This is a genomic window from Mycobacterium sp. 2-64 (assembly GCF_035918375.1).
Classification (GTDB): Bacteria; Actinomycetota; Actinomycetes; order Mycobacteriales; family Mycobacteriaceae; genus Mycobacterium; species Mycobacterium intracellulare.
The window spans coordinates 1,110,743-1,123,499 of record NZ_CP142361.1 but is presented as its reverse complement, the minus strand read 5'-3'; the positions used below and the strand labels follow the sequence as shown (position 1 = coordinate 1,123,499).

At 67.1% G+C, this 12,757-nt stretch carries 13 protein-coding genes; 9 read left to right on the top strand and 4 right to left on the bottom strand.

Translation table 11 applies throughout. The annotated features are described in order from the left end of the window. Nucleotides 1-3: 3 nt before the first annotated feature. Nucleotides 4-627 (top strand): TetR/AcrR family transcriptional regulator, encoded by a 624-nt coding sequence (locus tag QGN31_RS05370; RefSeq protein WP_014942793.1) that lies wholly within the window; start codon nucleotides 4-6, stop codon nucleotides 625-627. 180 nt (nucleotides 628-807) lie between these two features. Here QGN31_RS05370 and QGN31_RS05365 read toward each other — a convergent pair whose 3' ends face one another. Further along, nucleotides 808-1,143: a DUF732 domain-containing protein gene (locus tag QGN31_RS05365; protein ID WP_014942794.1), complete on the bottom strand. Its 336-nt coding sequence runs from the start codon at nucleotides 1,141-1,143 to the stop codon at nucleotides 808-810. Nucleotides 1,144-1,806: 663 nt separating this feature from the next. On the opposite strand from QGN31_RS05365, the gene QGN31_RS05360 reads away from it, so the two are divergent. Further along, the gene (locus QGN31_RS05360) at nucleotides 1,807-3,201 is read left to right on the top strand and encodes an HNH endonuclease signature motif containing protein (protein ID WP_014942795.1); all 1,395 of its coding nucleotides are present in this window, start codon (nucleotides 1,807-1,809) and stop codon (nucleotides 3,199-3,201) included. Between the two features lie 240 nt (nucleotides 3,202-3,441). Here the strand turns inward: QGN31_RS05360 and QGN31_RS05355 are convergent, their stop codons facing one another. Continuing rightward, complete coding sequence (locus tag QGN31_RS05355; protein WP_014942796.1) at nucleotides 3,442-4,425, bottom strand: GmrSD restriction endonuclease domain-containing protein; 984 nt, start codon at nucleotides 4,423-4,425, stop codon at nucleotides 3,442-3,444. A gap of 377 nt (nucleotides 4,426-4,802) precedes the next feature. Continuing rightward, nucleotides 4,803-5,567: an SOS response-associated peptidase gene (locus QGN31_RS05350; RefSeq protein WP_014942797.1), complete on the bottom strand. Its 765-nt coding sequence runs from the start codon at nucleotides 5,565-5,567 to the stop codon at nucleotides 4,803-4,805. Between the two features lie 150 nt (nucleotides 5,568-5,717). Between QGN31_RS05350 and aroA the strand changes: the two genes are divergently transcribed. Together aroA and rsgA are read left to right on the top strand one after the other, a co-directional pair. Further along, entirely contained in the window at nucleotides 5,718-7,013 is a 1,296-nt protein-coding gene (gene aroA / locus QGN31_RS05345) for a 3-phosphoshikimate 1-carboxyvinyltransferase (protein WP_029384202.1), read from the top strand. Then, nucleotides 7,010-7,993: a ribosome small subunit-dependent GTPase A gene (rsgA, locus tag QGN31_RS05340; protein ID WP_014385648.1), complete on the top strand. Its 984-nt coding sequence runs from the start codon at nucleotides 7,010-7,012 to the stop codon at nucleotides 7,991-7,993. Before aroA ends, rsgA begins: the two co-directional genes overlap by 4 nt. On the opposite strand, the gene QGN31_RS05335 is transcribed toward rsgA, so the two are convergent. After that, on the bottom strand, nucleotides 7,977-8,453 hold the full coding sequence (locus QGN31_RS05335; protein WP_014942798.1) for a winged helix-turn-helix transcriptional regulator: 477 nt from the start codon (nucleotides 8,451-8,453) through the stop codon (nucleotides 7,977-7,979). The genes rsgA and QGN31_RS05335 overlap by 17 nt on opposite strands. A 92-nt stretch (nucleotides 8,454-8,545) precedes the next feature. Between QGN31_RS05335 and QGN31_RS05330 the strand changes: the two genes are divergently transcribed. The 5 genes from QGN31_RS05330 to QGN31_RS05310 are packed head-to-tail and all read left to right on the top strand — an operon-like array spanning nucleotide 8,546 to nucleotide 12,675. After that, nucleotides 8,546-9,727: a thiolase family protein gene (locus QGN31_RS05330; protein WP_009952826.1), complete on the top strand. Its 1,182-nt coding sequence runs from the start codon at nucleotides 8,546-8,548 to the stop codon at nucleotides 9,725-9,727. Between the two features lie 11 nt (nucleotides 9,728-9,738). Further along, a complete protein-coding gene (locus QGN31_RS05325) occupies nucleotides 9,739-10,698 on the top strand; it encodes a carbon-nitrogen hydrolase family protein (protein WP_008259741.1) in 960 nt (319 codons plus the stop codon). Beyond that, nucleotides 10,685-11,185 carry a DUF302 domain-containing protein gene (locus QGN31_RS05320; protein ID WP_014942800.1) on the top strand — a complete coding sequence of 167 codons (501 nt, stop codon included), beginning with the start codon at nucleotides 10,685-10,687 and terminating at the stop codon, nucleotides 11,183-11,185. The genes QGN31_RS05325 and QGN31_RS05320 overlap by 14 nt, the downstream gene beginning before the upstream one ends. Nucleotides 11,186-11,245: 60 nt before the next feature. Further along, on the top strand, nucleotides 11,246-11,854 hold the full coding sequence (locus QGN31_RS05315) for a TetR/AcrR family transcriptional regulator (protein ID WP_014942801.1): 609 nt from the start codon (nucleotides 11,246-11,248) through the stop codon (nucleotides 11,852-11,854). After that, a complete protein-coding gene (locus QGN31_RS05310) occupies nucleotides 11,851-12,675 on the top strand; it encodes a hypothetical protein (protein WP_014942802.1) in 825 nt (274 codons plus the stop codon). The genes QGN31_RS05315 and QGN31_RS05310 overlap by 4 nt, the downstream gene beginning before the upstream one ends. Nucleotides 12,676-12,757: the final 82 nt, after the last annotated feature.

The window sequence follows — 12,757 nt, the reverse complement described above, 5'->3', positions numbered from 1 at the left end:
CCCATGGCCGCCAGTACGAGATCCCGCAAGCGCGACGGCGATGAACGCCGCCGCGACCTGTGCGACGCGGCGATCCGGGTGCTGGCCGAGCACGGATCGCGTGGACTCACCCATGGGCAGGTCGACCGCTGCGCCGGCGTCCCCGAGGGCACCACGTCGTACTACTACCGCACCCGCACGGCCCTGCTGCGCGGCGTCGGCAAGCGGGTGGCCGAGATCGACGTCGCAAATTTGCAGTCGGTGATCGATGAGCCGGTCGACCCGGTCTCGCCGTTCGCGCACCTGGCCCGGCTGACCATGATGCAGGCCGACGGGACCGGGCTGATGCTGAACCGGGCGCGCCACGAGTTGCTGCTGGGCGCCGCGCGCGATCCCGATCTGGCCGAGACGGCGCAGGTGTTCGTCGCCCGGATCAACGCGATGGCCCGCGACGCCATCGCCCATCTGCAGCCGGACACCCGCGACCCCGAACTGCTGGCCGCGCAGACCACCGCCGTCACGACCTTCATCGCCGGCATCTTCACCCGGCTGGCCGCCGGCGACCGCACCGTCGGCGACGCCGAGCAACTCACCCGCCTGCTGGAGGCGGTGGCCACCGCCGTGGCGCTCGCGGCGCAGCGGGGTTAGGCGCCGCGGCGAATACCCTTGCGATACTGCCGTTGGGCCGGTTCGCGTCTCCACGGTGAGCTCAGCACGCAAATTGCCGACAGGGGCTGGCTCGGCGACTGGCGCCACCGCCCCGCTGCACGGGACAACATCGGTATTGAAACGCATATTGAAATCATTTGTGCCACTTCCGTTTAGAAGTCAGGTGCCCTCCTGCGCGTCACGCGCGACCTGGGCGATGTGCTGCGGGCACAGGTCCCGGATCGCAATCGCAACGAAATGGTCGGTCTCATCTTGCGTAAAGTTCACGGGCGTATCCGCGTACATCTGCTGGGCCACGGCGACGGGGTCCATGCCTTGGTCCATCTGGGCGCAAACGGCTGCGCCCATCTCCGCCAGGCCGGTGGCGCCGAAAGAGCCGTCGGTGAAGCCCGCGTTCTGCACATCTGCCAGGAACTGCGTGGTGTCTGCATGGGCCGGCGCGGCGACAAAAATAGACGCCAGCATGCCAAGGGGCGCAACGTAATAGATTTTCATTTCCTTTGACTCCCTACACTGATGTCTCCGCTGCATGCGCGCGGCGAGACGATCCCGATCGCGGTAGTCATGCTCGCTGGCGGTGAGCTCGCACGAAGAAACATGCTCCAACCTCCCTTTACAACGGGATGACGCGAACCGGCTGTGAGGAAGAGTAGGCGCTCGGTGGATTACTCACATTAGGAATTGTAAAAAATCGGTGAAAAAGAACCGTAGTACTGCCGCCGAGCGGCCCTATTTGCCCACCCGCACTCGACAGCACGCGACGAATACGGATAAAAGTCCGCGCACGTACGACCGTGCCGTTCCCGTCTGGCCAAAATCGTCATCGGCCAACCGCGCACCGACCCTTCCACCAACTTTGAATGTCTACGGGGAATCGGGGCCTGCCGTCCGTGATCCCTGATGTGGCGGCCCGCCGTGGCCCGACCTTGCACTGGCGCCCTCTACCCGACCCCGACCTTGCGACGGCCGGCAACTGGCGCTTGATAATTCCAACAGACTTGGTGCCGGGTCTCGGACTGAGCGCGCAATCGGCCCCCACCCGGGACGCCGCGCCCGGTTTCGGATATCGGAAACGGATATTGAATTCCCTTGTGTCACTGTGGTTTCTGTGGTCACATTGCGGGGTTTTGTGTCGGTGGGCCTCGATAGTTTGACGGTATGGGTTCGGGCGGCATCATCGATCGGGACGCGATCAGCGCGGCCTTCGATGCGCTTGATGCCGCGATCGAGGGCGTGGCGGGGCTGAGTTTTGATGCGCTGGCTCCTCGGGAGTGCCTGGCGCTGTTGGAGCGCTGCGAAAGGGCGCGCCGCCGGCTGCCGGTGGCTGAGCATGCGTTGATCAATCACCTGGCCCGCCAAGCCGGCATCGAAGAACTTGGCGCCAAACTCGACCAGGCGATCGCCGACCGGCTGCGGATCAGCCACACCGAGGCCGCCCGGCGGGTCAAAGACGCCGCCGATCTGGGCCCGCGCCACGGCCTGACCGGTGAACCCTTGCCCCCGGTGTTGGCGGCCACCGCCGCCGCCCAGGCCCGCGGTGAACTCGGCGCCGCCCATGTGGCGGTGATCCGCCGATTCTTTCGCCGCCTGCCCGGCTGGATCGACCCGGCCACCCGCGAGCGGGTCGAGGCCGAGCTGGCCGGTCACGCCGCGTATCACCGGCCCGACGAACTCGACGGCCTGGCCCACGTCCTGGAAGATTGCCTCAATCCCGACGGCCTTTTCACCGACGAGGACCGGGCCCGTAGCCGCGGGGTGACCCTGGGCCGCCAACAGGCCGACGGCATGTCGGAGTTGCGGGGCCTGATCACCCCCGAACTACGCGCCACGCTGGAGGCCGTGGAAGCCAAACTCGGTGCGCCGGGCATGTGCAACCCGCTTGATGAGATGCCGTGTGTGGAGGGGACGCCCAGCCAAGAGGCCATCGATCGTGATACCCGCTCGGCTGCTCAGCGCGGCCATGACGCCCTGCTGGCCGGGCTGCGTGGGCTGTTGGCCTCTGGGGAGTTGGGTCAGCACAACGGGTTACCGGCCTCGATCATCGTCACCACCACCCTGGCCGAGTTGGAGGCCGCCGCCGGGCGAGCCCTGACCGGCGGGGGCACCATCCTGCCGATGAGTGAGGTGATCCGCCTGGCCCGCCACGCGCATCACTACTTGGCGATTTTCGATAAGGGCAAGGCCCTGGCGCTGTATCACACCAAGCGGCTGGCCTCCCCGGGACAGCGAATCGTGTTGTACGCCAAGGACCGCGGCTGCACCGCCCCGGGCTGCACCGTGTCGGGTTACTACTGCGAAGTCCACCACACCACCGACTACAGCACCTGTCACAGCACCGACATCAACCAGCTCACCTTCGCCTGCGGCCCGCATCACCGCATGCTCGACCCCGGCGGCTGGACCACCCGCAAAAACACCCGCGGCGACACCGAATGGAAACCCCCACCCCACCTCGAGCGCGGCCAACCCCGCACCAACACCTACCACCACCCCGAAAAACTCCTCCACCACGAACACGACGACGACGAAGCCGACAACCCAGGCGCGGCGTGACCAATTTGCGTCACGCGCGACTAGATCCACCATTGAAACGACCCCGCCGGTACGCCGCAGTCGGCATTGCCCAGACCTTCGAGGTCCTCCTCCATGAGGTATGCCGCAGTCGCAGCCAGCGATGCATGTCGATGGGCGCGTGCGGTCGAAGACGGAGCCGATGCGCCCCGAACACCACTGCGACGTAAGGGAATCCGCGACGTCCGAAACTTGACTACGCCTTGCGGCCGATCCGATGGATTATTCGCAAGCTACGCCATCGCCATCACGGTCTAACCCAGGTCGGTATCCGGGTTGTCCGGCATAGATGGGTGCGGCGCCCGCGGCCCTTGCGGCCTTGCAGTTCGGGTAGTACACAGACGAATCACTACTGGACGCCGGGGTGGTTGGCGACGGAACGACTTGAGTACTGGTTTCCGGCGCAGCAGGTGTGATCATGTCTGTCGCGGGAGCGACGGCGGCCCCACCACAGGTCGCGAGTACCCGAGCGATGGCATCGTGCTCCGCCTGCGTCACCCACAGCCCATAGGTGGACTTCACGTCGACGATGCGGGAAACGTACGTGCAGCGATAGGACTTGTTGGGCGGCAACCACGTTGCAGCATCGCCGTCACCTTTCTGTTCGTTGACCGACGCGATCGTGGCCTGAAGATTGATCGGGTCATTGGCGAAGTTGCGGCGTTGGCCGGCGTCCCACTGCTGCGCCCCTTTCTGCCATGCATCCGACAACGCGACAACGTGGTCGATCTGCACCTGTGAAGGCGTGCCCTGGCCGCGATGGAACTCAACAGTGCTGCCGGTATAGGGATCGTGTAATACCCCGGCGAGCACGGTGCAGCCGTTCGATTCGGGTTTGAGTTCGACCGCAACGAGGTCACGCCGAAGAATGTCGTTGCGTGTGTCGCAGCCGTTGTGCCCGTACGTCACCGTCACGTCGTCGGTCCACGCCGGTCCAAACTGGCTGCGGTCATACCCCGTTATCGGTGCGCGTCCCTTGATCGCCAGTGTGGCGAGTTTGGCCGACGCAGCCGAGGCGTCCAGAGGATCTGACGACGCCGGCGGGCTGGACGCGAATGTCGCAAGCGAGGTAGGCGCCGAGCCGGGCATCGAGTCGGCCCGGCCGTTATGGGCGAGCGCGCTGATCAAGACCAGTGTGCTTATGAGGATCCCGGCGATCACAGCCGACCGATTAGTGGCGAACTTCTTCGCTCTGGCCAGCTTCATATTGATGTTCGCTGACTCGGGTGTCATCGCGCGGCCTCCAGCTCGTAGGGCGCTCACCACTGACGTTCGGGTCGGACTTCGACCACTGCCCTGCTGTGAGCGCTTGTTAACGTCTCGTTAACAAATCCAGGAGAGTAGCCCAGCGCGCAGTTGATCACTGGAGATTCAGTAACTGACGTCCGATTTGGTCAACTCCCCCTAGCGGACCGGCGGACTTTCCGGTGGCCCGAGTTTCTACACGACGGCCAGAGCGATGGACAGCATCAGATGATCGGTTTACCGGGCATCTTCGTCGACACCTCTCAATCCACTCTCAGGCAAGGTATTTCGACTCCGCGGCCGCCCTGGGCAGCGAGCCATAACCCGCGCCTAGCGCGCTAGAGAAGCCGTGCCTGCTCGGGCTCCGGCTCGGCCGGCTCGAGTAGCTGCGGGCCGTTGTTGCGCACGTTGTTGACCAGCGTCGACACCTCACGCGTGCGGATGGCGCGCACGTCGGGCGTGCGGGCCAGCAGTTTTTCGTCGATCGGGGCGTCGGGGTCGAGCCATCGGTCCCAATCGCGTTCGGGCATCACCAACGGCATCCGATCGTGGATCTGCGCGAGCTCCCCGGGCGCGTCGGTGGTGATGATTGTGCAGCTCAGCAGGGGCGACGCGTCCTTGGCCGGCTTCCATACCGACCACAGGCCCGCCATGAACAGCGGCTCGCCGTCCTCCCGGTACATGAAAAACGGTGTCTTGCGAGACTTCTTGCCGGCCGCGGCGTCGGAATTGACCCGCCATTCGTAGTAGCCGTCCATCGGGATCAGGCAACGCTTGGACTTGGCGCTGGTCCGGAAGGCCGGCGAGCTGGTGACCTTGTCGGCGCGGGCGTTGATCAGCATCGGACCCTTGGTTTCGGGCGCGCCGTCGGCGCCCGCCTTGGCCCACGGCGGCACCAAGCCCCAGCGCATCAGCCGCACCCGCCGCGTCGGCTCGTCCTCGGGTTCGGAATGCCGGCTGACGACGGTCGCGATGGTCGAGGTCGGAGCCACGTTGTAGTTGGGCGCGCTCGAATCGGCGTCGGCGCCGGTGGTCTCGTCGATCGCCTTGATCTTCTGGGCCAACAGGGCCGGGTCGGTCGTGACCGCAAACCGTCCGCACATACCTCCATGGTGGCAGAAGCCACGGGACTCCTATGGGTGGCAGAAGCCACGGAACTCCTATGGGTGGCAGAAGCCACCGAACTCCTGTGGGTGGCAGAAGTCGCGAACTCCTATTGGTGGCAACAACCGGTGACAGGCGATGATGGACCGGTGACTACGTGGACGGCCCCCCGGGCACCGCAACCGGTGCACGCGACCGTGACCGTTCCCGGTTCGAAATCGCAGACCAACCGGACCCTGGTGCTGGCGGCGCTGGCGGCGGCGCAGGGCCAGGGCACCCCGACCATCAGCGGGGCACTGCGCAGCCGGGACACCGACTTGATGATCGGCGCGCTGCGCACGCTGGGCCTGCGCGTCGACGGCGACGGGACGGAGTTGACGGTCAGCGGCCGCGTGGTGCCGGAACCGATGGCACAGGTCGATTGCGGCCTGGCGGGCACGGTGCTGCGGTTCGTCCCGCCGCTGGCGGCGCTCGCCGAATCGATCGTCGAGTTCGACGGCGACGAGCAGGCCAGGGCGCGGCCCATCGCGCCGCTACTCGACGCGCTGCGCGGGTTGGGCGTGCGGATCGATGGCTCGGGTCTGCCGTTTCGGGTCCTGGGCACCGGCGCGGTCCCCGGGGGCACCGTCGAGATCGACGCCTCGGCCTCGTCACAGTTCGTCTCCGGGTTGCTGTTGTGCGCGGCCTCTTTCGCCGAGGGGCTGACGGTGCGGCACACCGGTTCGGCGTTGCCGTCGGCGCCGCACATCGCGATGACGGTGACGATGCTGCGCCAGGCCGGCGTCGACGTCGACGACTCCGTCCCCAACCGCTGGCGGGTGCGACCCGGGCCGGTCGCGGCCCGGCACTGGGTGGTCGAGCCGGACCTGACGAACGCCGTCCCGTTCCTGGCGGCGGCCGTCGTCACCGGCGGCGCGGTGCGCATCACGGGCTGGCCGGCGAACAGCGTGCAACCCGCCGAGCACATCCTGGCCGTGTTGGGCAAGTTGAATGCTGTTGTCACCCAACATGATTCGCACCTGGAGGCGCGCGGCTCCGGGGACTACGGCGGTTTTGACGTCGACCTGCGCGCGGTCGGCGAGCTGACCCCGTCGGTGGCCGCCCTGGCGGCGCTGGCGGCCCCGGGCTCGGTGTCGCGCCTGTCCGGCATCGCCCACCTGCGCGGCCACGAGACCGATCGGCTCGCCGCGCTGAGCGCCGAAATCAACCGCCTGGGCGGCGATTGCACCGAAACGCCCGACGGCCTGGTGATCACCGCGACACCGCTGCGGCCGGGCGTCTGGCGCGCGTACGCCGACCACCGGATGGCGATGGCGGGCGCAATCGTCGGGCTTCGGGTAGCCGGCGTCGAGGTCGACGACATCGGCGCCACCACCAAGACGCTGCCCGACTTTCCGCGGCTGTGGGCCGACATGCTGACCGCACAGGAAGACCGCGGCATGTGAAGCCCGGCGACTACGACGAGTCCGACGTCAAGATCCGCTCCGGCCGGGGTTCGCGGCCGCGGACGAAGACGCGTCCCGAGCACGCCGACGCCCAGGCCGCCATGGTGGTCAGTGTCGACCGCGGCCGCTGGGGGTGCGTGCTGGGCGGCGACGTCGACCGTCGGGTCACCGCCATGCGGGCCCGGGAACTGGGCCGCACGCCGATCGTCGTCGGCGACGAGGTCGATGTGGTCGGCGATCTGTCCGGGCGGACGGACACGCTGGCCCGCATCGTGCGCCGCGGTGAGCGCCGAACTGTGTTGCGGCGCACCGCCGATGACACCGATCCGACCGAACGGGTGGTCGTCGCCAACGCCGACCAGCTACTGATCGTGGTGGCGCTCGCCGACCCGCCTCCCCGCACCGGGCTGGTGGACCGGACGCTGATCGCCGCCTATGCCGGCGGACTCACCCCGATCCTGTGCCTGACCAAGACCGACCTCGCCCCGCCGGAGCCGTTCGCGGAGCAGTTCGTCGACCTGGATCTGACGGTGGTCGTCGCGGGCCGCGACGATCCCCTGCTCGCCGTGGCGGATTTGCTCGCCGGCAAGATCACCGTGCTGCTCGGGCATTCCGGCGTCGGCAAGTCAACGTTGGTGAACCGGCTGGTGCCCGACGCGGACCGCGCCGTCGGCGACGTGACCGACATCGGCCGGGGGCGGCACACCTCCACGCAATCGGTCGCGCTCCCACTGGCGACGTCGGGCTGGGTGATCGACACGCCGGGCATCCGCTCCTTCGGGCTGGCCCATATCCAGCCCGACGACGTCATGATGGCGTTCTCGGATTTGGCGGACGCCATCGAGGACTGTCCGCGCGGCTGCGGGCACATGGGCCCGCCGGCCGACCCCGAGTGCGCGCTGGACACACTGACCGGGCCCGCCGCCCGCCGCGTCGCGGCCGCCCGCCGACTGCTGGCCGCACTCAACCAGGCTTCTTAGCCAGCCGCATGCCGAGCTCATCCGGCGGCACCAAATGTCCCTCGGCGCACCGGATTTCGACGCTGACCTCGGCACCGCAGCCCACGTGTGTCAGCCGCAGCCGGTGACGCCCCGGCAGATGATGCCTCCCCCACTCGAACATCGCCCACACCACCGGCATGAAATCGATGCCCGCCTGGGTGAGCACATACTCGTCGCGGCTGCGCTGGCCGGGCTCCCGATAGGGCTGGCGCCGTAGCAGTCCGAGCTCGACGAGCTCGGCCAGCCGCGCCGAGGTGGCGGCCTTGGTGATGCCCACCCGGCGGGTGAAGTCGTCGAAACGAGTGGTGCCGTAGTACGCCTCGCGCATGATCAGCATCGCGGATTTGGTACCGACGACCCCCATCGTCTTTTCGATCGCGCACTCGCCCACCGCCGACCAGGCGTCGCGGTCGGCCAGCGGCCCCTGCAGCAGTGTCATCTAAATCACCTCCCCGGCTGGGTTGCTTTCAGCATACCGAGGTGTTTATCTGAGTATAGCTTGATATACCCAGATGGACTCGAGGAGGAGCCATGAACCAGGGTCGCGACGCCGTCATCGTCGGAGCAGTGCGCACGCCCATCGGCAAGGGCAAGGCCAGTGGCGCGCTGCACGATGTGCTGCCCGCCGACCTGCTCGCGCACAGCCTGCGCGAGCTGGTGACGCGCACCGGTGTCGATCCGGCACAGGTCGACGATGTCATCGCCGGCGCCGTCACCCAGGTCGGTGACCAGGCCGTCAACATCGCCCGCAATGCCCTGCTGGGCGCGGGATTCCCGGAGACGGTGCCCGGTGTCACCATCGACCGCCAGTGCGGTAGCAGCCAGCAGGCCATCAGCTTCGCGGCACAGGGTGTGATCGCCGGCGCCTACGACCTGGTGATCGCCGCCGGCGTGGAATCGATGGGGCGCGTCCCGATGGGCAGCCAGGTGTCACCGGGCAGCAACCCGTTCGGCGAGGGGATGGACGCGCGCTATCCCGAGGGCCTGGTGCCCCAAGGCATCAGCGCCGAACTGATCGCCGCGAAGTGGGGCTTTTCGCGCACCGAACTCGACGAGTTCTCCGCGGGCAGCCACGAGAAGGCGGCCCGCGCCACCAAGGACGGGCTATTCGACAACGAGCTCATCCCGATTGCCGGGCTCGCCACCGACGAGATCATCCGCCCCGGTACGACGGTGCAGACCCTATCCGGATTGCAGCCGGCGTTCTACAGCGAGGCGGCCAAAGCCCGTTTCCCGCAGATCAATTGGGAGATCACCCCGGGCAACTCGTCGCCGCTGTCCGACGGCAGCGCCGCGGTCATGATCACCAGCAGCGAGGTCGCCCAGAAACTGGGCCTGCGCCCGCTGGCCCGGATCCACACCACCACCGTGGTGGGCTCCGACCCGCTCTACATGCTGACCGGCGTCATTCCCGCCACCGAGAAGGTGTTGTCGAAAGCCGGGCTCACGCTGGCCGACATCGACCTGTTCGAGGTGAACGAGGCGTTCGCGCCCGTGGTGCTGGCCTGGGCGCACGACACCGGAGCCGATCTGGCCAAGACCAACGTCAACGGCGGAGCGATCGCGATTGGTCATCCGTTGGGCGCCAGCGGCGCTCGCATCATGACGACGCTGGTGAACGCTTTGGAGCAGCGCGGTGGCCGGTATGGGCTGCAGACGATGTGCGAGGGCGGCGGCATGGCCAACGCCACCATCATCGAGCGACTGGGCTAGGAGACGGGGCGATGGACGTAATCCGCGCCGCCGCAGTGCAGCTCAGCCCCGTCCTTTACAGTCGCGAGGGCACCGTGGAAAAGGTGGTCGGCAAGATCGCGCAGCTGGCACGCCGCGACGTGCAGTTCGCGACATTCCCGGAAACGGTGATTCCCTACTACCCGTACTTCTCGTTCGTCCAGCGCCCCTTCGAGATGCGACCGGAGCACCTGCGGCTCCTCGACCAGGCCGTGGCGATCCCGTCGCCGGCGGTCGACGCGATCGCCGAGGCCGCCCGTGCGGCAGGCATGGTCGTATCGATCGGTGTCAACGAGCGCGACGGTGCTTCGCTGTACAACACGCAGTTGTTGTTCGACGCCGACGGCACCCTGCTGCAGCGCCGCCGCAAGATCATGCCGACCTACCACGAACGGATGGTCTGGGGCCAGGGCGACGGTAGTGGGCTGCGCGCGGTCGACAGCGCAGTCGGGCGCGTCGGACAGTTGGCGTGCTACGAACACTTCAATGCATTGGCCCGCTACGCCTTGATCGCCGACGACGAGCAGATCCACTCGAGCATGTTCCCCGGATCTTTCGGCGGCGACCTGTTCGCGCGGCAGATGGAGATCAGCGTGCGCAATCACGCGCTCGAGTCGGGCGCCTTCGTCGTCAACGCGACCGCGTGGCTCGAAGCGGATCAGCAGGCGCAGATCATGGCCGACACCGACTGTCCGATCGGACCTATCTCGGGCGGCCACTTCACCGCGATCATCACGCCCCAGGGCGAATACGTGGGTGAGCCGCTGCGCACGGGCGAGGGCGACGTCATCGCTGACCTCGACTTGTCGTTGATCAACACGCGGAAGGCGCTGATGGATGCCGGCGGCCACTACAGCCGGCCCGAAACGCTCAGCCTGCTCATCGATCGCACCCCACGTACCCAGGTACACGAGAGCATCGGACCAGAGGAGGTCGAAAGTGTCTGCGTCTGAAACCAAGTTCGAGGGCATTCGGGTGCGCTACGACAGCGCCAAGAGCTATGACGCGCTGGTCGGCGCGCTGCTCGCCGACATCGGAGAAAGCCCGGTGCCGATCGACGACATTACGACGACGACCGGCGACTGGCAGGAATACGAGGGTCGAATCCAAAACCACGCCGGCCCAAGTGGATTCATGTTATTCGGCACGGTCGACCACGGCGCCTGGATCACCAAGGCCGGCATCGACCGCAAGGCGTTGCGCGTCATCCTCGGCAACCCGCTGATCGCCATCACCATGCTGCGCCACGACGTCAAGGCCGGATTGTTCGCCCCGGTCGAGCTGTTGGTCGCCGACGAGGGCGACGATGGCAGCAGCGTGACCTATGTCAAGCCGTCGTCACTGATGGTCGTCGAGCCCAATCCCGAGTTGCTCAGCGCCGCCGAGCAACTCGACGCCAAGCTGGCGGCACTGGCCGAAAAGGCGACCGGCGGCTCCTGACGACCAAATTCGCTGACGCCCGTCATTGACGGGCGTCAGCGATTGGCGTACCGTGCCTGCATGGCGTCGGCACGCGCAGCATCCCCGGCCAACTCTGCAGCCGCGAGCGTCCGGGAGGCCCGGCGGCTCGAGACGCGGGCGCGCCTGTTCGACGCGGCGTTGTCCGAGATCTCGCAACGCGGGTTCGCCGCCGCCGACGTCAGCGCCATCGCCGCCGCGGCGGGCTTGGTGAGGGGGACGTTCTACTTCCACTTCCCCACCAAGGAGCACGTCCTTATCGAGGTGGAGCGCAACGAGGAGACCCGGATCATCAGCGAACTCGGCGATGCCAAGGGCGATCTGGCCTCCGTGCTGTCACAAGTTGTACAGCACGTTCTGCGTGCCGAACGCCGGCTGGGCGACGCCGTTTTCCGCGACATGCTCGGGTTGCATTTCTCCTCGACCCGTCCGGTCGAAGACGAACTGACGCAGCATCCCCTCGCCCAGTTCCTGGTGGGCGTGATCGGCCGGGCCCAAGACGAGGGACAGGTGCCCGCCGACGCCGACGCGGCGGAACTCGGAACGTTCTTCCTCACCGGGCTTTTCGCGCTGCTGTCCACCGGAGCGCACGACGAAGCGCTGTTGGGCCGTTACGTGGCAACGATTGTCAAGGGAATGGAGAGACGATGAATCGCACGGGCATCGAGGGCTACCGGGACTTCCTGGCCCGCCGCGACGGCGAGGCCGACCTGCTCAACAGGCGGCTGGCGAACCGAGAGCGGTTCTTCGGCGAACTCGAAGCCAACCCCGTCCGGTCGGCCCAACCGGCCGACCGGCAGACGTTCCTGCGCAACCTGCGCCGCCGGCGACCCGAACCCGGCCTGGACCCGAAAATGCTGTTCCTGCTGGCGACCGCCAAGCTGAATCAGGCCGAGCGGTTCGGCGTGGGACTCGGCGAAACCTATGGGCGTAACAGCGACGAGAGCCTGCCGCCCGAGAACGTCTACCTCGAACTCGAGGAGCACTACCACACGCGGCTGCTCGCCTACGCGCTGGACGTCTTCGATCTCACCTTCCAGGTTGTGCCCCCGCCTTTCGTGATGCGCCAGTTCGTCAAGACGAGCGTATTCCTGCCCGAACGGCTCGGCTTCCTGTTCGTCGGGGCCGCAGAGATGGCCGGCTGCATCATGTTTGACGAACTGCGCCGCGTGGGCGGAAGGCTCTTCGCCGACGAACCGGACGTCGCCCAGCGAATCGAATTGCTCTACAGCGAAATCCTCACCGACGAAATCGGCCACGTCGGCTACTGCGCGTCACGCTGCACGTCGGCCGAGCGGGCGATCATGCGCCGCATCTACCCGTACATCGGTCGGCTTTTCGCGCGCCAGACCGCGGAGATCGGCCTGCTCGTCGACAAGGAGGCGTTGGCCGCGCGGCTCGACCGCCCCTTCGACGTCGACGAACTCACCGCCGACCTGGGCAACGAGACCTACCTCGTCGCGCATCCCTGACGACGCCCGCGGCGAGCGTGCACTCAGGGCGAATAGCCAGCGAAATAGTCGCCGCCAGAACACGTTCGGCGAGAACCTCTAG

Bases quoted from the DNA above. Each gene is read 5' to 3' on its own strand.
- QGN31_RS05310 (WP_014942802.1), top strand. From the start codon at position 11,851: ATGAATCGCACGGGCATCGAGGGCTACCGGGACTTCCTGGCCCGCCGC.
- QGN31_RS05335 (WP_014942798.1), bottom strand. From the start codon at position 8,453: ATGACACTGCTGCAGGGGCCGCTGGCCGACCGCGACGCCTGGTCGGCG.
- QGN31_RS05350 (WP_014942797.1), bottom strand. From the start codon at position 5,567: ATGTGCGGACGGTTTGCGGTCACGACCGACCCGGCCCTGTTGGCCCAG.
- QGN31_RS05330 (WP_009952826.1), top strand. From the start codon at position 8,546: ATGAACCAGGGTCGCGACGCCGTCATCGTCGGAGCAGTGCGCACGCCC.
- QGN31_RS05370 (WP_014942793.1), top strand. From the start codon at position 4: ATGGCCGCCAGTACGAGATCCCGCAAGCGCGACGGCGATGAACGCCGC.
- QGN31_RS05355 (WP_014942796.1), bottom strand. From the start codon at position 4,425: ATGAAGCTGGCCAGAGCGAAGAAGTTCGCCACTAATCGGTCGGCTGTG.
- QGN31_RS05365 (WP_014942794.1), bottom strand. From the start codon at position 1,143: ATGAAAATCTATTACGTTGCGCCCCTTGGCATGCTGGCGTCTATTTTT.
- QGN31_RS05325 (WP_008259741.1), top strand. From the start codon at position 9,739: ATGGACGTAATCCGCGCCGCCGCAGTGCAGCTCAGCCCCGTCCTTTAC.
- QGN31_RS05315 (WP_014942801.1), top strand. From the start codon at position 11,246: ATGGCGTCGGCACGCGCAGCATCCCCGGCCAACTCTGCAGCCGCGAGC.
- QGN31_RS05360 (WP_014942795.1), top strand. From the start codon at position 1,807: ATGGGTTCGGGCGGCATCATCGATCGGGACGCGATCAGCGCGGCCTTC.